The 20,598-nt window shown below is 68.9% G+C and carries 11 protein-coding genes and 1 tRNA gene; 2 read left to right on the plus strand and 10 right to left on the minus strand.

The genetic code is table 11. The features are described from left to right. Window positions 1–28: 28 nt before the first annotated feature. The 8 genes from ABDW21_RS00655 to ABDW21_RS00690 form a co-directional block, all read right to left on the minus strand. On the minus strand, window positions 29–4,864 hold the full coding sequence (locus ABDW21_RS00655) for an NAD-glutamate dehydrogenase (RefSeq protein WP_343600438.1): 4,836 nt from the start codon (window positions 4,862–4,864) through the stop codon (window positions 29–31). Between the two features lie 49 nt (window positions 4,865–4,913). Continuing rightward, entirely contained in the window at window positions 4,914–6,590 is a 1,677-nt protein-coding gene (gene ettA / locus ABDW21_RS00660) for an energy-dependent translational throttle protein EttA (protein WP_343600439.1), read from the minus strand. 72 nt (window positions 6,591–6,662) lie between these two features. Then, on the minus strand, window positions 6,663–7,145 hold the full coding sequence (ssb, locus tag ABDW21_RS00665) for a single-stranded DNA-binding protein (protein ID WP_343600440.1): 483 nt from the start codon (window positions 7,143–7,145) through the stop codon (window positions 6,663–6,665). Window positions 7,146–7,349: 204 nt separating this feature from the next. Further along, window positions 7,350–9,359, minus strand: a complete 2,010-nt coding sequence (locus ABDW21_RS00670) for a cytochrome c oxidase assembly protein (RefSeq protein ID WP_343600441.1) — start codon at window positions 9,357–9,359, stop codon at window positions 7,350–7,352. Then, window positions 9,356–11,716 (minus strand): glycerol-3-phosphate 1-O-acyltransferase, encoded by a 2,361-nt coding sequence (locus ABDW21_RS00675; protein WP_343709930.1) that lies wholly within the window; start codon window positions 11,714–11,716, stop codon window positions 9,356–9,358. The genes ABDW21_RS00670 and ABDW21_RS00675 overlap by 4 nt, the downstream gene beginning before the upstream one ends. Continuing rightward, a complete protein-coding gene (locus ABDW21_RS00680; protein WP_343600443.1) occupies window positions 11,713–13,395 on the minus strand; it encodes an HAD-IB family hydrolase/lysophospholipid acyltransferase family protein in 1,683 nt (560 codons plus the stop codon). Before ABDW21_RS00680 ends, ABDW21_RS00675 begins: the two co-directional genes overlap by 4 nt. Then, window positions 13,392–14,867 carry a wax ester/triacylglycerol synthase family O-acyltransferase gene (locus tag ABDW21_RS00685; protein WP_343709938.1) on the minus strand — a complete coding sequence of 492 codons (1,476 nt, stop codon included), beginning with the start codon at window positions 14,865–14,867 and terminating at the stop codon, window positions 13,392–13,394. The genes ABDW21_RS00680 and ABDW21_RS00685 overlap by 4 nt, the downstream gene beginning before the upstream one ends. Before the next feature lie 222 nt (window positions 14,868–15,089). Further along, window positions 15,090–16,331, minus strand: a complete 1,242-nt coding sequence (locus tag ABDW21_RS00690) for an alpha/beta hydrolase (protein ID WP_343600445.1) — start codon at window positions 16,329–16,331, stop codon at window positions 15,090–15,092. Window positions 16,332–16,539: 208 nt separating this feature from the next. Here ABDW21_RS00690 and ABDW21_RS00695 point away from each other — a divergent pair. Together ABDW21_RS00695 and ABDW21_RS00700 are read left to right on the plus strand one after the other, a co-directional pair. Next, window positions 16,540–16,613: transfer RNA gene (locus tag ABDW21_RS00695), tRNA-Arg, on the plus strand. A gap of 60 nt (window positions 16,614–16,673) precedes the next feature. Beyond that, entirely contained in the window at window positions 16,674–17,426 is a 753-nt protein-coding gene (locus ABDW21_RS00700; protein ID WP_343709931.1) for an enoyl-CoA hydratase, read from the plus strand. Window positions 17,427–17,436: 10 nt separating this feature from the next. Here the strand turns inward: ABDW21_RS00700 and ABDW21_RS00705 are convergent, their stop codons facing one another. Together ABDW21_RS00705 and ABDW21_RS00710 are read right to left on the minus strand one after the other, a co-directional pair. After that, window positions 17,437–18,600: an acyl-CoA dehydrogenase family protein gene (locus tag ABDW21_RS00705; RefSeq protein ID WP_343600447.1), complete on the minus strand. Its 1,164-nt coding sequence runs from the start codon at window positions 18,598–18,600 to the stop codon at window positions 17,437–17,439. Beyond that, window positions 18,597–20,597, minus strand: coding sequence for a biotin carboxylase N-terminal domain-containing protein (locus ABDW21_RS00710; RefSeq protein ID WP_343709939.1), 2,001 nt, complete (start codon window positions 20,595–20,597; stop codon window positions 18,597–18,599). Before ABDW21_RS00710 ends, ABDW21_RS00705 begins: the two co-directional genes overlap by 4 nt. Window position 20,598 lies beyond the last annotated feature (1 nt).

A 20,598-nucleotide genomic window follows, 5' to 3' on the forward strand; every position in this document is an offset into this window, starting at 1 on the left:
CACTGGCCGCCGACCACGAACGCGGCGCTCAGCCCGACGGCCCCGGCCCGACGGTGCGTGTCATGCGCCGGATCTGCCGCGCCGCCACCGACAGCGTGGCCAGGTCCTTGCGGCCGCTCTGGTAGATCTCGGTGAGCGTGCGGCGGGCCCGCTCCACCCGCGACGCGCTGGTGTGCTCCCACTCGGCGATCTTCTGTTCGCCGCTCTCGTCCGGCTCGCCGACGGCCAGCACGTCGAAGCACAGCGACCGCAGTGAGGAGTAGACGTCGTCGCGAATCGCCAAGCGTGCCAGGGAATGCCAGCGGTCGTTGCGTGGCAGTTGGGACACCGCGGTGAGCAGGCCGTCGGTGCCCAGCCGGTCCATCAGCGCGAAGTAGGTGTCGGCGACCTCGGCGGCGTCGATCTCGGCGATGTCGGCGATGTCGATGACGTCGAGCAGGCTGTAGCGGTACAGGCCGGCCGCAACCAGGTAGGCCACGTCCGCCGGCGCGCCCTGTGCGGCGAACTCTTCGGCTTCCTTGTCGACGATGGCCTTGTCGTCGCCGCGCAGCCACTCCGGCATACGAGGTGTCAGCGCGTGCACGGTGGCGGCGAACCGGTTGATCTCGGCACCGACCGCCAGCGGCTGCGGGCGGTAGTTGAGCAGCCAGCGGCCGGCCCGATCGATCAGCCGGCGGGTGTCCAGCATCATCCGATCCGACACCGCGGCCGGCATCCCACCTTGCGCCCCAGCCGCGCGGATCCGGTGCCACAGCTCCCCCACCCCGAAGATGGCTTCGCTTGCGACCCAGGTGCGCACTGCATCCACCGGTTTTACGCCCACGTCCTCGGTGATTCGAAAGGCGTAGGTGATGCCGGCGCTGTCGACCAGATCGTTGACCAGCATGGTCGTCACGATTTCGCGGCGCAGCTGATGCGACCGGATCTCCGCGGTAAACCGGTCCTTCAGCGCCGACGGGAAATAACGCGGCAACCGGGCCGCGAAGACCTCCTGGTCGGGCAGGTCGGTGGCCAGCACCTCGTCCTTGAGCGCCAGCTTGACGTGCGCCATCAGGGTCGCCAGTTCCGGCGACGTCAGGCCGAGGCCGGCCTCGGCGCGCCGGTCGATCTCCTTCTCCGACGGCAGCGCCTCCAGTTCGCGGTTGAGCCCGCGCTCGGCCACCAGATATTTGATCTGCTCGGCATGCACCGGCAGCAGGCTGGAGGCGTTGGCCCGGCTGGTGCCCATCAGGGCGTTCTGGTCGGCGTTGTCGGCGAGCACCAGTGCGGCGACCTCGTCGGTCATCGACTCCAGCAGCGGCGGCCGTTCGTCGGGCGTGAGCTTGCCGGCAGTGATCAGCGAGTCGATCAGGATCTTGATGTTGACCTCGTGGTCGGAGCAGTCGACCCCGGCGGAGTTGTCCAGAGCGTCGGTGTTGACCCGCCCGCCGCACAGGTCGAATTCGACGCGGCCCAGCGCCGTGACCCCCAGGTTGCCGCCCTCGGCGATCACCTTGGCGCGCAACTCGTTTGCGTTCACCCGCACCGGGTCGTTCGCGCGGTCGCCGACGTCGGCGTCGGACTGGGCTTCGGCCTTGACGTAGGTGCCGATGCCGCCGTTGTAGAGCAGGTCCACCGGCGCCTTCAGGACCGCCCGCACCAGGCTCGGCGGCGCCAGCTCGGTGACGTCGTCGGAGATGCCCAGCGCCGCGCGCACCTGGTCGCTGACCGGGATGGTCTTCTGCTCGCGGCTGTACACCCCGCCGCCCGCGCTGATCAGCGACCTGTCGTAGTCGTCCCAGCTGGAGCGGGGCAGCTCGAACAGCCGGCGCCGTTCCGTCCACGAAATGGCGGCGTCGGGGTTGGGATCGAGGAAGACGTGCCGGTGGTCGAAGGCGGCCAGCAGCCGAATGTGCTTGGACAGCAACATGCCGTTGCCGAACACGTCGCCGCTCATGTCGCCGATGCCCGCGACGGTGAAGTCCTCGGACTGGGTGTCGACGCCCATCTCGGCGAAGTGCCGCCGGACCGCTTCCCAGGCGCCCTTGGCGGTGATGCCCATCACCTTGTGGTCGTAGCCCACCGAACCGCCGGATGCGAACGCGTCGCCCAGCCAGAAGCCGTAGGACAGGGCGACGTCGTTGGCGATGTCGGAGAACTCTGCGGTGCCCTTATCGGCGGCCACCACCAGATATGCATCGTCACCGTCGCGGCGTACCACCTGCGGCGGGACAGTGACCTTCCCGGTGGCGTGGTCGACGTTGTCGGTGATGTCGAGCAGCCCCGAGACGAACAGCCGGTAGCAGGCGATGCCCTCGCTGCGGGTGGCGTCGCGGTCAGCAGCGGGGTCGCCGGTGGGTAATGGCGGGCGTTTGAGGACGAACCCGCCCTTGGCGCCCACCGGCACGATGACGGCGTTCTTCACGGCCTGCGCCTTGACCAGGCCGAGGATCTCGGTGCGGAAATCGTCGCGCCGGTCCGACCAGCGCAGCCCGCCGCGCGCCACCGGGCCGAAACGCAGATGCACACCCTCGACCCGCGGAGAGTAGACGAAGATCTCGAATTTGGGACGCGGCAACGGCAGCTCGTCAATCAGCTGGGCATCAAGCTTGACGGCCAGCACATCCTGGCTACGAGCCGAACCCTCCTGTGTGACGTAGTAATTGGTACGCAATGTCCCCTGGACCAGCGAGGCGAACGCGCGCAGGACGCGGTCGGTGTCCAGGCTCACCAGGGCGTCGATGTCGGCTGCGACCGCGCCGGCCGCGGCCTGGGCGTCGCGCTTCCTCGGCGCTCCGGAAGGCGTGGGATCGAAGAGCGCTTCGAACAGTGCGACCAGAGAACGTGCGGTGTGCGGGTTTTCGTTGAGAACCGACTCGATGTGCGACTGGCTGTACGGAAAGCCAACCTGCCGAAGGTATTTGGCGTACGCGCGCAACAACACCACCTGCCGCCAGGTCAGACCCGCGCGCATCACCAGCTCGTTGAACCGGTCGATCTCGACGCGGCCCTGCCATATCGCGGTCACCGCGTCGGTGAATCGCTGCCCGGCGGCTTTCCGCTCGGCGCCCTCGGGCGGCCGCGGGAAGGTCTGCTGCGGCCGAACCTTGAACTGGTAGATCGAGACCTGCAGCCCGTCACCCCGAGTAACGGTGAACGGCCGCTCCTCGAGGACGACCATACCCATGGACTGCAGCATCGGGAGCAGCCGGCTCAGCGACGCGGTCCGCCCGCCCAGATACCAGTTCAGCTGCGCGATATCGTGATCGTCGCGTTCGGAGATCGTGAGCTTGACCGAATCATCTTTCAGCTCTTCGATGATGGCGATGTCGTCGATCGCGTCGTCGGGTGTGACGGCCTGCTTGTAGGCTTCGGAGAAAGCCGTCGCATAGTGGTCGGCCTCGCGCTGTGCGATCGATCCGGTCTGCACCGCGGCGAGCAACCGGTCGGCCCAGGTCCGGGTGGCCTCGGTGATCAGCGCCTGGATGCGCGCCCGGTTGGCTTCGGAGACGTCGACTGCACGCGAACCGTCCGCCAGCAGAACCGTGAAATGCAAAAGCGCCCAGGGTGATTCGGTGACACGCGCGGTGAATTCGAGGCTGGTGCCACCGAACTCGCTGACCAGGATGTCCTCGATCCGCAGGCGCACGGGCGTGGTGTAGCGGTCCCGGGGCAGATACACCAGGCACGACACGAAGTGCTCGAGCTGGTCGGCGCGCAGGAACAACAGCGCTCGCCGCGCTGAGCTGAGGTCCACCACGGCCTTGGCTATCGCCAATAGGCGCTCGGCGTGCAGCGTGAACAGCTCTGAGCGTGGAACCGTCTGGATGACGTCGAGCAGCAGCTGCCCCGGGTAGCTGGGATCATGGGCGGCCAGCGCGAGCGCGTCCCGCACCCGGCGCGAGACGATCGGGATGTCGAGGACGTCGGCGTTCACGGCGGCGACCGTGAACAGCCCGACGAAGCGATGCTCGAAGACACCGTGCGGGGCGTTCTCCCGCACCGCCACGACATACGGGTAGGCGCCGTAGCGCAGGTAGCTCGACGCGGTGGTTTGCGCCAAGCCCAGCAGTTTGGCGTCGTCGGTCAACCGGGGCCGAGACGCGGTACGCCGGCGCAGCACGCCCAGGCTGACGGTGGACTCGTCGCCCCAGACCCGTCCGTCGCGCACCGGGCAGTGCTGGTAGCCCAACAGGATGAAATGCCCGTCGGCCAGCCAGCGCAGCAGTGCGCCGGCGTCCTCGCGGTCGGCTCCCGGGTAGCGGCCGTCGCGATCGGCCTCGAGATCGGCGGCGGTGTCCGCGAGCGTCGTCGTCATCGCGGCGGAATCGGCGGCGACCTGCCGGACGTCGGCCAGCACGCGGGGCAGCAGCCGCTCGAACTCGGCCAGCGCCGCGCGGTCCACCGACGGCGAGAGCTGGACGTGGATCCAGGCCTCGTCGAGATGGTCCGGGCTGTCGCCGGTTCGCGGCCGGACCTGCTGCAGGTCCCCGGCCGGGCTGCGGCGCACCTCGAACACCGGGGTCATGATCGCCCGGTAGGCGATGCCCAGCCGGTGCAGCAGCGTCGTGACGGAATCCATCAGCATGGCGCCGTCGTCGGTGACCACCTGCAGCGCGGGCCCGAACCCGCCGGAGTCCTCGGCCGCATACACCGCGACACAGCTTTCGTTGGGCGGGCGGTGCAGGCCGAGTCGGTAGTGCGCGCTCAGCAGCGCCGGCCCCACGTGGACGGGACCGGCCGGCGCGGAGTCGGTTCCGGGCCCGCCACCCTGCGGGCCCTGGTAGGTGGCGGTGTAGGCCGTCGAGATCGCGTCGGGGACAGTCCCGGTGCGGGTGAACGTGGTCCACGCCTCGTCGAGGCTTTGGCCGGAATTGACCGTCATGCCGACTGCTCCTGACTCAGTACCCCCACCGGTGCTGGTAGCGCAGACACTAGTCGCGGGTGAGCTTTCGGTGGGTCACTCGGTGCGGACGTGCAGCCTCGACACCGAGACGTTCCACTTTGTTTTCCTCGTAGGCGCCGAAGTTGCCCTCGAACCAGTACCAGGTGGCCTCGTTGTCGTCGTCGCCCTCCCAGGCCAGGATGTGCGTGCAGGTGCGGTCGAGGAACCAGCGGTCGTGGGAGATCACCACCGCGCAGCCGGGAAACTTCTCCAGGGCGTTCTCCAGGGAGCCCAGCGTCTCGACGTCGAGGTCGTTGGTGGGTTCGTCGAGCAGGATGAGGTTGCCGCCCTCTTTGAGGGTGAGCGCGAGGTTGAGCCGGTTGCGCTCGCCGCCGGAGAGCACGCCCGCCGGCTTCTGCTGGTCGGGGCCCTTGAAACCGAACGCCGACACGTACGCCCGCGACGGGATCTCGGTCTGGCCGACCTGGATGTGGTCCAGCCGGTCGGAGACCACCTCCCAGACCGTCTTGGCGGAGTCGATGCCGGCTCGGTCCTGGTCGACGTAGCTGATCTTGACGGTGTCGCCGACCTTGACGGTGCCGCTGTCGGGTTGCTCGAGCCCGACGATCGTCTTAAACAGCGTGGTCTTGCCGACGCCGTTGGGCCCGATGACCCCGACGATGCCGTTGCGGGGCAAGGTGAAGGACAGGTCTTTGATCAGCGGGCGCCCCTCGTAGCCCTTGTCGAGGTGGTCGACTTCGACGACCACGTTGCCCAGCCGCGGGCCCGGGGGAATCTGGATCTCCTCGAAGTCGAGCTTGCGGGTCTTCTCCGCCTCGGCCGCCATCTCCTCGTAGCGCTGCAGCCGGGCTTTGCCTTTGGCCTGCCGGGCTTTGGTGCCCGAGCGCACCCAGGCCAGTTCGTCCTGAAGTCGCTTCTGCAGCTTGGCGTCCTTGCGGCCCTGCACGGCCAGCCGCTCGGCCTTCTTCTCCAGGTAGGTGGAGTAGTTGCCCTCGTAGGGGTAGGCGCGGCCGCGGTCGAGTTCCAGAATCCACTGCGCGACGTTGTCGAGGAAGTAGCGGTCGTGGGTGACCGCCAGGATCGCTCCCGGGTAGCCGGCCAGGTGCTGTTCGAGCCACTGCACGCTTTCCGCGTCGAGGTGGTTGGTCGGCTCGTCGAGCAGCAGCAGGTCGGGTTTACTCAGCAGAAGTTTGCACAACGCCACCCGGCGCCGCTCGCCGCCGGACAGCTGGGTCACCGGCTCGTCGGGCGGCGGGCAGCGCAGCGCGTCCATGGCCTGCTCGAGCTGCGAGTCGACGTCCCAGGCGCCGGCATGATCGAGCTCCTCCTGCAGCCGGCCCATCTCCTCCATCAGATCGTCGGTGTAGTCGGTGGCCATCAGCTCGGCGACCTCGTTGAACCGGTCGAGTTTGACCTTGAGTTCGCCCAGGCCCTCCTCGACGTTGCCACGGACCGTCTTCGACTCGTCCAACGGCGGCTCCTGCGCCAGGATGCCGACGGTGGCGCCGGGCGCCAGCAAGGCGTCGCCGTTGTTGGGCTTGTCCAGACCAGCCATGATCCGCAAGACGCTCGACTTGCCCGCCCCGTTGGGGCCGACCACGCCGATCTTCGCGCCCGGCAGGAAGCTCAACGTGACATCGTCGAGGATGACCTTGTCGCCGTGCGCCTTGCGGACCTTCTTCATCGTGTAGATGAACTCAGCCATGCCGCGGTGTCGCCTTTCTGATCCGGGTTGCCCCGACCATCCTAGGCACCGCCCCGCAGGGCTGAGCCTGGGCTAAGCCGACAGCGGCAGCCTCGTCGGCGACTCCGGTTCGCCATCCCCGCTGTCGCCGGCGTCCTCGGGATCGGCCGGCCCCGTCGCGGCGGCCGGTGCCGGCGGTGTCGCCGCGTCGGTTGCGCTGGGGACGGTCTTTTCGACGCGGGCGAAGCACCGCGACAGGTCGGGGCCCACCGAGGTGGCGCGCATCTCCAACGTCGAGCGCCGGATGCCGTCGCGGTCCTCGTACTCGCTGGTGTAGATGTTGCCGACCACGATGACCGCCGAACCCTTGCCCAACGATGCGCCGACGCCGGAGACCAGCCGGCCCCAGCAGTTGACGGTGACGAACAGCGAGTTGCCCGGCTCCCAGGTGCCGTCGGCGCCGCGGCGGCGCGAGTTGCTGGCAACCCGGAACTTCATCACCTCGCCATCTCCCACCGGGCGGCGTTGCGGGTCGTTGACGATGTTTCCGACCACGGTGACCGGTGTTTCGAACATGTCGATTCCTTTCCTGTAGGGCGGTGGCGCCTGCGGTGGCTACCCCCGTCGGTGCTGTGCGTTATTCAGCACGGCATCGCCGACAATTCCGACGGGTCCACTCCGGCCTCGTCCCCACCCTGTGGAGACAGCCGGGACTGTGGATAGGCAGGACTCGCGACCGGACGGCTGGCGTGGCGGACGGCTGGCGTGATCGAGCCGCGGCTAGCGCCGTTCGGCCCTGTCCCGGCGGGCCAGCTCGGCCAGCATCGCGTTGTAGGCGGTCAGCTCGGCGTCGTCGCGGTCGGCTGCCCGATCCAACCGTGTGGCGGTCCGCTGGTCGCTGCGCCGCCACTGCACCATCAGCGCGACCATGACGATCACCAGTGGCAGTTCGCCTGAGCCCCAGGCGATTCCACCACCGAGTCGTTGATCACCGAGCAGATCGGCGGGCCAGCCCAAATGCAGCGACCGGTAGAAGGCTTGCCCGAGCACCGCTTTGGTTCCCATCAGCACTACACCGAAGAAGGCGTGCAGCGGCAGCGACGCGAGGACCACGGCCAGCTTGCCCAGCGGCGGCAGCGGCCGCGGCGTCGGATCGACACCGATCACCACCCAGTAGAACAGGTAGCCGGTGGCCAGGAAGTGCACGTTCATCAAGACGTGCCCGACGTGGCTGCCGACCGCCGCGTCGAAGAGGCTCCCGAAGTACAGGCCGTAGAAGCCGGCGACGAACAGCACGGTCGCCACGATCGGGTTGGTGAGGAACCGCGACACCCTGCTGTGCAGGGCGGCCAGCAGCCATTCCCGCGCACCCGGCGGGCCGGCGGGGCCGGCGGCGGGCAGCGCCCGCAACGCCAACGTCGCCGGGGCTCCCAGGACCAGAAAGATCGGGGCCATCATGGACAGCAGCATGTGGGCGGCCATGTGCATGCTGAACATGGCCGGCATGTATCGGCCCACGCCCGACGACGTCGCGAACAGCAACACCCCGCAGCCGGCCAGCCAGGCCGCCGTCCGGCCCGCCGGCCAGCTGTCACCACGCCGGTGCAGTCGCCGCACCCCGGCCAGATACACCGCCGCCAGCACCAGCGCGGCCGTCCCGAAAACCACGTCGAAGCGCCAGTCGACGAGCACGCGCAGCAGGGTGGGCGGCCCGGCAAGGTCGTAGCCGATCTTCACCTGCGGGATCGACGGACGCAGGATCGGGGGCGGGGGCGGGGGTGTGCGACCCAGCCCGACCGCGATGCCGAACGTGACACCGAAGATCGCGGCCTCGATCAGAGCCAACCGGATCAGCACCCGTCGTGCACCTGGATCTGCCTGCAACGCAACGACTCCGGTGTGCCGCTGCCGCCAGCCGAGCAGACCGAGCAGGCACAGCGCGACGAACTTGGCGACCACCAGCCGCCCGTACCCGGTGCTCAGCAGGTCGGCCGGCAGGACCCGGATCAGGGCATTGAGCACACCGCTGCACGCCATCGCGACGAAGCACCACAGGGCGACGGCGGAGAACCGTCGCGCGGCCAGGTCGGCGTGCCCGCCGCCGCGGACGGCGTGGGCCAGCAGAGCCAGCAGGCCGCCGGCCCACAGGCTGGCCGCGACCAGGTGGATCAGCAGGCTGTTGGTGGCCAGGTCATGTGATCCGCCCGCCGACGAATGGCCGGTCAGCCCGAGCGGGACCAGCGTCACCAGCGACCCGGCCAGCAGCAGCGGTGTCCACGACCAGCGCAGCACCGGCAGGCTCGACAGCGCCACCACAGCGGCCAACACGGCGGTCCACCGCCACGCCGACACGATGTTGATCAGGCCGGCCAGCGACCACATACCGGCAGGGTTGAGGTGGGCGCCGACCGGTTGACCGGAGACGTCGGAGATGGTCAGCGGAACCAACAGGACCGCGCAAACCGCCCACATGCCCGATGCCGCGGTGCCCACCCGCAGTGCGCGGTAACCGTCGGCGCCGAGCACTCCGCTGCGTTGCGGCGGTACCAGGAACGCCGCGAAGAAGAACGACCCGACAGCGACCACCGCGGCGATCTCGCCGGCGGCGCGCACGAACGGCAACCCCAGCGTGGTCACCGGCCCGGGGTCGGGTAGCCCGGTCGCGGTCAGCGCGTCGGCCAGCGACAACGCCGCAATTCCGGCGGCCGTGCAGCCTGCCAGCGCGGCCACGCCGGTCAGCAGCGGCCACACCGCCGCGCGCCGCCGGCCGGTCGCCGGAACATCCGTCATGAATCAAGCGTATGACCGTCGAGCCGCGCCCGACGCGCCGCGGACTCGCGAGTGCCGAACTGATCACGGGCGATCCGCTCGACATGGTCGAAATCCCGCAGAATGCTCCGCAGTTCACGGTGGAACGCAATCCGGCGCCCGGCCAGATCCGGCGCCGGCTGCAACAGATCCTGGTCGGCAACGACTTGGCGCGCGGTGGCGAACAGCAACGTCGACACCGACTCGCTGCTGCGGACCCGGCCCTGGGCGACGTACTGGCGACCGACACCCAACGCCAGCGCGGTCAGTTCCTTCTCGCCGATGCCGGCCGGCGCGTCGCGCAGAACGTCGGCGACGATCTCGTAGGCCTCGAAGAACACCCGCAGCATCGCCATCGACATCAGCGGCCGTTTCGCGCAGAGCATCGAGTCGATCCCATCGCCGCCTGCGACGACCTGGGCCTCCCAATTCTGGTTCCAGTCCATTTCCTCGGCGATGTTGGCGCGGAACGTCGCCGAATCGGCAAAGTAGAACTCGAACTTCAGCAGATCGCGCAGTCGCAGCGCCTGCGACCAAAAGGCCGCCAGCCGGTCGCCGTCAGCGTGCCGGGCGTGCGCCAGCGCCAGCTCGACGATCGAGGTCTCCAGGAAAGCGTGTATCACCGAATTGCGATAGAAGGCCGCGGCGTGCTCGTCCTCCGGGGCGATACGCCACACCGGTTGCCGGCCACCGTCCACGCGGGTGACCGGGTGGCCGTTGGACAACGAGTCCACCGCCGCGCGGACACCGTCGGCGCTCCGGAGCCGCAGCGCGCTGGTCGACATCGGGGTCTTTTTGCGTTCCAGATAGTCCAATGCGTCCTGCAGGGTGTGATGCAACTGATCGAGCGTCAACGCCAACCCGCGGGTGGTCAGCAGCAGCGCCGACAGCAGCCCGGTGGCGTTCACCGGGGTCGCCTGCAGGATCCGCCATGCAACCTCGAACGACATCTTCTGCAGCGCAAGCCTTTTGGCGGCCGGATCCTCAGTAGTCGCATCGTGTGGCGGTCCGAGGTATTGGCGCATGGACACGGCCTCGGGGAAACGGACGTAGATCTTGCCGTAGTTGCGCTCACCCTGCGCCTTGATGAACCGGTAGAGCCAGCCCACCCCCTCGGCTTGTTTCTCCGCGCCGCGCGCGTACGCGGCGTACTCGGCGGTCTCGTGCAGCTGGTCAAAGCTGATCGACACGCCTTGCAGGAGAATGTCGTCGCTCCGGCCATCGAGGTAGGCGTCGGCGACGTAGCTCATCAGACCGAGCTTGGGCGGCAACATCTTTCCGGTACGAGACCGCGTGCCCTCGATGGACCAGCTCAGGTTGAACCGCTTCTGCACGACGTAGCCGACGTACTCTCTGAGCACGTACTTGTACAGCGGATCGTCGGCGATGTTGCGCCGGATGAAGATGACGCCGGCGCGGCGCATCAGCGGCCCCATCACCCCGAACGCCAGGTTGATGCCCGCGAACACGTGCACCGGCGGCAGCCGGTTCTCCTGCATCGCAACCGGCACGACCGCGCCGTCGATGTAGGACCGGTGCGAGAACAGCAACACCGCCGGATGAGCTTCCAGCGCAGCGCGCATCGCCGCCACCTGAAATGCGTCGTAGTCGATTTCGCGGTCGAAACCCCGGCTGAGCAACCGTGCGAGCACGGACACCAGGTCGACGGAGACTCGACTCCACCCGGTGGCCAACTCGTCGAGCATCTTTCCCGCATCCTCGACGGTCGCACCCTCGATTTTGTCCAGGCCGGCACGAAATCGCGCGGACGCCAATATTTCCGGCTTCACCAGCCGCGGAGACTTGTACTGCGGACCCAGAATTCGGTACTCGGCGCGTTCCAGCGCCAACAGCGCCCGGCGGGTGACGAAGTGCGCGAAATCCCTCGGGCTGTCACCGACGGTGGTGTCGCGCCACTGCTGGCGCAGCTCGGAGACCTTCGCGGATTCGCCGGCCAGTACCCGCGCGCGGGAGGGTTCGGCGCGCACGATCCGTCGTTGCCGACGATCGCTGGGGTGGTAGGGATCTTGTCCCGGGAGCAGTGCCGCCACCCGGCTGAGCGCCGACGCGCCCGCCCGCGGCAGCCAGAACACCCGCACCGGCACGATCGACCGGTCTTCGTCGGCCTCCAGCGCCTCGACGAGCTGCGCTAATTCTGCCGGCGCCGCGTTGCGGGGCGGCAGCCGCAGCACGCGGATCGTGCTGTCCGGGTGGCGCGCACGCTGCTGATCGAGCCACCGCTCGATCAACTCAGCCTCGACCGGCGCCGACACCGACACCAGGACCAGCGTGTCGTCGGCTGGGTTGAAGGTGCCGGCGTCGACGGCCGACGTCGTCACTGTCGTCCCCTGGGACGCGGTGTCGCCTTCTTCGCCGCTTGGGCTTTCTTCGCCGGCTGGGCTTTCTTGGCCGCTTGGGCTTTCTTCGCCGGCTGGGCTTTCTTGGCCGCTTGGGCTTTCTTCGCCGGCGCCGTCGCGCCGGACGCCGTGGCGGTCTTGGCGGCGCGCGTGCGTCGCGGCGTTGTTCGGTACAACCCCGACTGCGGCAGCTCGTCGACAGGCCAGTCGGCCAGCGTGTCCAGATACAGTTGACGCACCTGCGCGATCCGATCCTCCAACGTGTCCAGCGTCCAGTCGCCGACCGAAATCGGCGGGAAAACAGCGACATCCACCGTCCCGGAATTCATCACGCTGGAGTTTCGCGAGGCGATGATCTCCGCGTTGCGAATCACGATCGGCACGATCGGGATTCCCACCGCCATCGCGATCCGGAACGGCCCCTTCTTGAATGGGCCGACCGTGGTGGTGTCCAGCCGGGTGCCCTCCGGTGCGATCACAATCGACAGCCCTTTTCGGGCCCGATCCTCGGCCTCGTGCAGCATCTCCACCGCGGCCACCGGATCGTCGCGGTCGATGAAGACGGTGTCCAGCAGCTTGCCCAGCGTGCCCATGACCGGGTCGCCGGCCAGCTCCTTCTTTCCGACGCCGACCCAGTTGTCGCGCACCAGCGAGGCGACCATGACCGGGTCGACCTGGTTGCGGTGGTTGAAGATGAACACCGCCGGACGCTGCGCGGTGAGGTTCTCCTCCCCTAGCACATTCAGACGCACGCCGCTGGTAGCCAGCATCAGCTGCGACCAGGTTGAGTTGAAGAAGTTCACGCCGCGGCGCCTGCTGCGGGTCAGCAGACCGATCCCCACCGCGCCGGCGGCGACCGGCACCATCGAGCCGATGCCGGCCAGGGTCCGCAGCTGGGTGCCGACACCGATGCCGTCCCGGCTGGTGAACCGGAGGATCGGCCAGCCGCGGCGGCGGGCGACCGCGGCCATGTTGCCCTCGGGGTTCGTCGGTCGCGGATTGCCCACCAGATACATCAGCGCGACGTCTTCGTCGCCGTCGGCGTAGAAGTAGCTGTCTTTGAGGTCGATGTCGTGCTCGGCGGCGAACTTTTGCACGGCCGCAGCCTTGCCCGGACCCCACAGGATCGGCGTCACCACGGTGCCGACGAGCACCCCGTTCTCGTCGGTCTCGAATTGGTTCGTCAACGTGTTGGGGATGCCCAGAAAGCGGGCCACCGGCTCCACCTGGATGGTCAGCGCCGAGGAGCTGAGCACCACGGTGTGCCCGCGCGCCAGATGCGCCCGCACCAGCTCACGCATCTCCGGGTAGATCCGGGACTCGATCTTCTGGGCAAACAACCGCTCGCCGATCTCTTCGAGGTCGCTGAGCGAGCGGCCGCGCAGCGCTGAGGCGGCCTTGAGGATGAGTTCTTCGAACTCGATGCGCCCGAGTTGGTGATTCAGCCCGGCCTGAATCATGCCGATCAGCTCACCGACGCCGATGTCGCCGCGCCGAAAACGTTCCCGCGTCAACAGGACAGCGGTGAAACCCGCGACCAGGGTGCCGTCCAGGTCGAAGAACGCACCGATCTTTTTCCCGGGCGGGCTGGCCATGATCTCGGCGACCGAGCCGGGCAACCGCAGATCACGCGACGAGCCGCGTTCTTCGGTGTCGGTCATGAGCCCGCCGCCGATCGGGTCGACGCCTCGGAGGACTCGAGCGTGAACGAGGCGGGCACGGCGTGCGATGCGTCCTCACCAGCCAACGCGAGGATCTCATCGAAGCCCTCTAACAGGCAGCGAACGAACAGCTTCTCGTGACGCACCGCGGCCCGATCGTAACGCACGGTGATGGTGCACATGCCCGACCTCGATACCAGCACGACCATCATCGCGACACCGGGAAGCGGGCCAATACCGTAGTGGCGCAGCACTTTTGCGCCCGCGATGTAGGTGTCCACCTGGACCAGGGGAACATTGCTGGCTTGCACGTCGGAGCCCACCACCGAGGCGGTCACCCTTTCCAGCAGCGGCGCCGGCAGGATGCTCAACATCGGTGCGACGGAGCCGACGATGTCCATCGCGGGCTCATCGCGCCGCTGGGTCATCTGGGCGCGAATCTTCTTCATGCGGGCCACCGGATCGGCCGTCCCCACCGGCGCCGCCAGGTTGACGCCGGTGAACCGGTTGCCACCGGCCGGGTCGGATTCGGCACGCAAGTTCACCGGCACCGCCATCGGCAGGGTGGCTGTCGGCACACCGAGCGCCCGATGGTAGCGGCCGAGCGCACCGCACAGACCTGCCAGATACGCGTCGTTGATCGACCCGCCGCCCGCCTTGGCGGCCCGGTGCAGCGCAGACAGCGGGATGTCGAGGGCGTCGATCCGGCTGGCCAGGCTGCGGCGCCGCAGCAGCGGCGACGGCTCGGCGGCGCGGCTCACCACCCGGACTCCGGACCGGGCGTAGTCCACCGCCGTGGCGACCGCGGACCCGGGGTTCAGCACTGTCCGCCCGACCAGCGACGTGGCCCCCGCGAGCGCGTTGAGCACTCCGCCGACCGCGGCTCCGGGGAGGTGGCCGATGCCTTCCCACATCAGGTCGTTGGATGACAGGTCTTGCGGAATCGGTTGTGGCGGTGGCGGTTCAGGGTTCGGATCGCGCTCGAGATCATAGATCTGCGAGAACATCTCGATGCTTCCGACGCCGTCGGTGACGGCATGGCTGAGGTGCAGCAGTGCGGCGGCCTTTCCGCCGGCGAGACCTTCGACCAGCGTGGCCGTCCACAACGGGCGCGCGATGTCCAGGGGGGACTGCAGGATCACCTCGGCCAGGTCGAACACCTGGCGCAGGGTGCCGGGGTCGGGGACACGCATCCGGCGCACATGGAAGTCGAGGGTGAAGTCGGGATCGACCACCCAGCGTGGCGCCGCCGTCGGCAGCGTCGGCACCACCACCCTCTGCCGCAGCCGCAACACCCGCCGCGACGCGTGCTCGAAGCGGGTCCGGAAACGGTCCCAGTCCGGGGTGGTGTCGAGTATCTCGAGCCCCACAATCCCGGAACGGGTGCGTGGATTGGCTTCACCGCGATGCAACAGGTAGTCGACCGGCCCCAACTCGGCGGGCAGTCCGGCGGCATCCACCAACTCAGCCACCGTCACCGCCCCCTGCCCATCCCGCCATCGCTACCGCAACCTCCCGTCGCCGACGTGTCCAACCCTGTGCTCACTTACGCTAGTCCGACCGGCGATGCGGTGCGAGCCGATCCTGCGGATCGAGTCGACGCAGAAAGCGCGCACCGACCCGCGCACGAAATACGAAGATAGGCGGGCCAATTCGGAGCCGGGGCGCTGGGACCGAATTCAGTTCGCGTGAATTCAGCTGGCTGTGTTTTCCCGTTGCCGCATTCGGGCCGACCGCGAACGGGCATAGCGGCCGTAAACGACACCCAAAAAGTCGGCGACGGCATCGGCTGCCAGCCGTGACCGCACGGTGGCGACGGTGTCGAAGGCGTGGTGCGCGTTGGCGAGCTCGGCGTAGCACACCGTCCGGGCGCCGGCCTCGCGCAGCGCCGCACAGAAGGCCTGCGCCTGGCTCGCCGGAATCAGGGAATCACTGTCGCCGTGCAACACGAAGAACGGCGGAGCGGCGCGGTGCGCGTGCGAAATCGGCGAGGCTGATTTGAACAAACCCGGATTGTCGGCGTAACGACTCCGCATGACGACCTGTTCCAGAAAAGGCAACGTGATGTCATGCATTTTCCTGGCATCGGTGAAGTCGTAGATGCCGTAATAGGGCGCCGCGGCCTGCACCGTCGTGTCGGCTGCCTCGAACCCGGGCTGCAGGCGCTCGTCGTTGGCGGTCAGTGCGGCCAGAGAGGCCAAATGTGCCCCCGCCGAGCCGCCGGTGATCGCGATGAAGTCCGGGTCGCCGCCGTACTCGGCGATGTTCTCGCGAACCCAGGCGATCGCCCGCTTGACGTCGATGATGTGCGCGGGCCAGGACTTGCGCGGGCTCTTGCTGTAGTTGATCGACACACAGACCCAGCCGAGCCCGGCCATCCGGTCCATCAGTGGGTACGCCTGGCCGCGTTTCCCGCTGATGGCCCACCCGCCGCCGGGAACCTGCAGCAGCACCGGCGCCCGGCGCCCCTGGGGCAGCTCGGGATGCCGCCAGACGTCGAGCAGGTTGTCGCGACCGTCCGGACCATAGGCGATGTCCGACGTCTGGGCGGCGTACCGCTTGCGGCTGCCGGCTGCCTGCAGTATTCCGCCACGCCGCCCGGGCTGTTCGCCGACGGGGTGGCGCACCCGGTCGTGGTATTTCACCCCGAAGGATTCCTCCAGGGCCGCACCGAGAATCTGGTCGGCTCGCTGGGCGGCCCAGGCGGCCGCGACGCGTCCCACCACCGGCGGGCTCACCGCCGACAGCGCATGCCCCGTCAGCACGTGTGGGGGGAACTCCGCCGACAGCCAGCCCGCGAACCACCCGAGCGCCGAGGGCGAGCCGCGCAGCAGCAGCGTGCCGGTGCGGTAGGCGTCGGCGGCGTCGGACGCCAGCCGCAGCGCCAGCGAACCGGTTCGCGAGCACCGTGCGGTCACGTCAGTGGCTATGCTCACGCCTGTCACCTCTCGCCGTCGAGCAGACAGAAAGCCGCCTCGCGGGCGGCTTGCGATCATCAGCAGCGTACCTGTGTCGTGCGTCACAGACTAGCGAATCACGAATGTCACCAACGGCATTTCACTCGGCGTTGCGCGGTCGCCGCGGGCGTTGCGCCCGGTTGGATAGCCCGGTTGGCTAGACTGACCTGGGATTTGTGACAGATGGGCCTCCGTAGCTCAGTTGGACAGAGCACATGACTTCTAATCTTGTGGTCGCAGGTTCGAGTCCTGCCGGGGGCACCTGGTGAGCAGCGCGAACGCCGGGGCAGTGAGTCCCCGGAGATCCTGAGGAGGTGCCCGGTGGCCGACCTGGTCGCCTACCGCGTCGATGATCGCGTCGCGCTCGTCACCGTCAACGATCCCGATCGCCGCAACGCCGTGACGGCGGACATGTCGACCCGGCTGCGGGCGGCGGTCGAACGCGCCGAGGCTGATCCGGACGTCCACGCGGTGGTGGTCACCGGTGCCGGCAGCGCGTTCTGCGCAGGTGCCGACCTCAGTGCACTGGGCAGCGCCGCCGAGGACGGGCTGCTGCAGCTCTACGACGGTTTCATGGCCGTCGGCCGGTGCACGCTGCCGACGATCGCCGCCGTCAACGGCCCCGCCGTCGGCGCCGGCCTGAACCTGGCGCTGGCCGCCGACGTGCGCATCGCCGGACCGGCGGCGGTGTTCGACGCCCGCTTCCAGCGGCTGGGACTGCATCCGGGTGGCGGCGCGACCTGGATGCTGCAGCGCGCCGCCGGGCCTCAGGTTGCTCGCGCCGCCCTGCTGTTCGGAATGCGTTTCGACGCCGAATCCGCTGTTCGGCACGGCCTGGCGCTGTCGGTTGCCGACAACCCGGTGGCCGCCGCGATGGAGCTGGCCGCCGGGCCCGCCGCCGCTCCGCGCGACGTGGTGCTGGCAACCAAGGCCACGATGCGCGCCACCGCCAGCCCCGGCTGGATCGACGTCGAGGCGCACGAGTTCGCCATGCGCGCCGAACTCGGCCCGCAGGCGCAATCCGCCCGATCGCCGGATTTTGCCGCCCGGCTGGCCGCGGCGCGGCGCCGTTAGCCGGCTCAGCTCAGCGCAGACCTAGCTCGCGGGCGATCAGCATCAGCTGCACTTCGCTGGTGCCCTCCCCGATTTCGAGGATCTTGCTGTCCCGATAGTGCCGCGCGACCGGGAACTCGTTGACGAACCCGTAGCCGCCGTGGATCTGGGTGGCATCGCGGGCGTTGTCCATCGCGGCCTCGCTGGCGACCAGCTTGGCGATCGCCGCCTGCTTTTTGAACGGTTTGCCGGCCAACATCAGGGCCGCGGCGTCGTAGTAGGCGGTGCGCGCGGTGTGCGCACGAGCCTCCATCCGCGCGATGGTGAACTCGATCGCCTGATACCGACCAATCGGCTGGCCGAACGCTTCACGCTGATTGGCGTACCTGACGCTCTCGTCGACGCAGCCCTGCGCCGCGCCGGTGGCCAGGGCGGCGATCGCGATCCGGCCCTCGTCGAGAATACGCAGAAAGTTGGCGTAGCCGCGGCCGCGCTCGCCCAGCATGTTCTCCTCGGGCACCCGCACGTCGACGAAGCTCAGCGGATGCGTGTCGGAGGCCCGCCAGCCGACTTTGTCGTAGGCCGGCCCGACGGTGAAACCCGCGGCCGGCACCGGCACCAGGATCGACGAGATCTCTTTGCGGCCGCCCCGTTCACCGGTGACCGCGGTGACGGTGACCAGCCTGGTGATGTCGGTGCCGGAGTTGGTGATGAACTGTTTGGACCCGTTGATCACCCAGTGCCCGTCGTGCAGACGCGCGGTGGTCGTGGTGGCGCCCGCATCGGTGCCGCCTCCGGGTTCGGTCAGGCCGAACGCACCCAGGGCACGGCCACTGGCCAACGGCGGCAACCATTCCCGCTTCTGCGCCTCGGTGCCGAACCGGTAGACGGGCATGGCGCCCAGCGACACGCCGGCCTCCAGCGTGATGGCCACGCTCTGGTCCACCTTGCCCAGCTCTTCCAGGGCCAGGCACAGGGCGAAGTAATCGCCGCCCATGCCGCCCCACTCCTCGGGGAACGGCAGACCGAACAGGCCCATCCCGGCCATCCCGGCCACCACCTCGTAGGGGAACGAATGCTCGGCGTCGTGTCGGGCGGAGACCGGCGCGACCACCGACTGCGCGAAGTCGCGGACCGTCTCGGTCAACTGCCGGTATTCGTCCGGCAGCGACCCGGTTGCCAGGAAATCGGTCATGATCGGTCATCCTCTGCTGCGTTCACGTTGCCGTGCAGGGCAATTCGGGCCAGCGGCTGCCCCACCTTCACCTGCTCGCCGACGCCGACGAGCAGTTCGACCACGCCGTCGACGGGCGCAACCAGGGCGTGCTCCATCTTCATCGCCTCGACCGTGACGACGACGGCTCCGGCCGCCACGGATGCGCCGTCGGCGACACCCACCGCGACGACCGACCCCGGCATCGGGCTGGTCAACTCGGCGTCTCCACGGTGTGCGTCATCCGGGCGCACCGGTGCTTCGCGCACCTTTTCGAGCACCACCGCGGCGCCCCCGCCGACCAGCCAGATCCGGTGGTCGGATACTGCGGCCACGTAGCGCACGCGCAGCCCGTCGAGCGTCACCAGGAGATTCCGGCCTTCCAGAGTTGCTGCCAGCGTTCGGGATTGGCCGCCTTCGATGCGCACCACCGCGGCGTCGGGGGTGCCGGTGATGTGGACGTGGTCGGTGCGGTCGCCGGCGCGCAGCCGGATGCTGACCGGCGCTCGCGCGCCGATCCGCCACCCCGACGGCACCTCCCACAGGTCGGCCTCCGGCGCGGGGAACGACCGCAGCCAGCGGTAGGCGGCCGCGGCGACGAAATGTTCGTCGGACGGCTGCGCCGCAACGAATTCGGCCGCCCGCCGGTCCAGCAACCCGGTGTCGAGCCGGCCGGCGACCACGTCGGGATCGGCCAGCAGGAACCGGACGAACTCGACGTTGGTGGTCACCCCCAGGATCGCGGTGCCGGCAAGCGCCCGGTTCAGTGTGCGCAGCGCGGCCGCCCGGTCCGGCGCGTGCGCGATCACCTTGGCCAGCATCGGGTCGTACTGGCTGCCCACCGTCATACCGGTGGACAGGCCCGAATCGACGCGCACCCCAGGCCCTTCCGGCTCGAGCACGTCGAGCACGTCGCCACCGGTGGGCACGAATCCACGCGCCGGGTCCTCGGCGTAAACCCGGGCTTCCACCGCGTGCCCGGTCAGCGCCACGTCGGCCTGCGCGGCGGTCAGCTTCTCCCCCGCCGCGATGCGGACCTGCCATTCGACGAGGTCCCACCCCGTCACCAGCTCGGTGACCGGGTGCTCGACCTGCAACCGGGTGTTCATCTCCATGAAGAAGAACTCCTGCGGACGGTCCGCGGACACGATGAACTCCACGGTGCCTGCACCGGTGTAGTCCACGCTGCGGGCGGTGTCACACGCGGCCGCGCCGATGCGGGCCCGCGTCGCGGCGTCCAGCAGCGGCGACGGCGCCTCTTCGACGACCTTCTGGTGGCGACGCTGCAGGCTGCACTCGCGTTCGCCGAGATGGATCACGTTGCCGAAGCCGTCGGCCAGCACCTGAACTTCGATGTGCCTGGGGCGCTGGACAAACCGCTCCACGAAAAGCGTGTCGTCACCGAACGCGGCCGCCGACTCGCGCCGGGCGCCGGCCAGCGCGGCGGGCAGGTCGTCGGCCCGCTCCACCAACCGCATGCCTTTGCCGCCGCCACCGGCCGACGGCTTGACCAGCACCGGGTAGCCGACGTCGGCGGCGGCGGCGATCAGTTCGGCGTCGGTCAGTCCCGGGCGCGCGACGCCGGGAACGACGGGCACACCGAACGCCGACACGGTCGCCTTGGCGGTGATCTTGTCGCCCATCGTCGCGATGGCCCGTGCCGGCGGTCCGATGAAAACCACCCCGGCAGACGCCAGCGCTACCGCGAAATCGGCGTTCTCCGAGAGGAATCCGTAGCCAGGGTGCACGGCCTGGGCTCCGGTGCGCAGTGCGGCGGCTACGACCGCGGCGATGTCGAGATAGCTGTCCCGCGCGGGTGCGGGACCGATGCGGACCGCGGCGTCGGCGGCGGCGGCGTGGCGCGCCCCGGCGTCGGCATCGCTGTAGACGGCCACCGAGCGGATGCCCATCGCCCGCAACGTGTCGATCACCCGGACGGCGATCTCGCCCCGGTTGGCCACCAGCACCGTGTCGAACATA

Origin of the sequence: Mycobacterium sp., assembly GCF_039583805.1 — a bacterium.
Taxonomy (GTDB): domain Bacteria; phylum Actinomycetota; class Actinomycetes; order Mycobacteriales; family Mycobacteriaceae; genus Mycobacterium.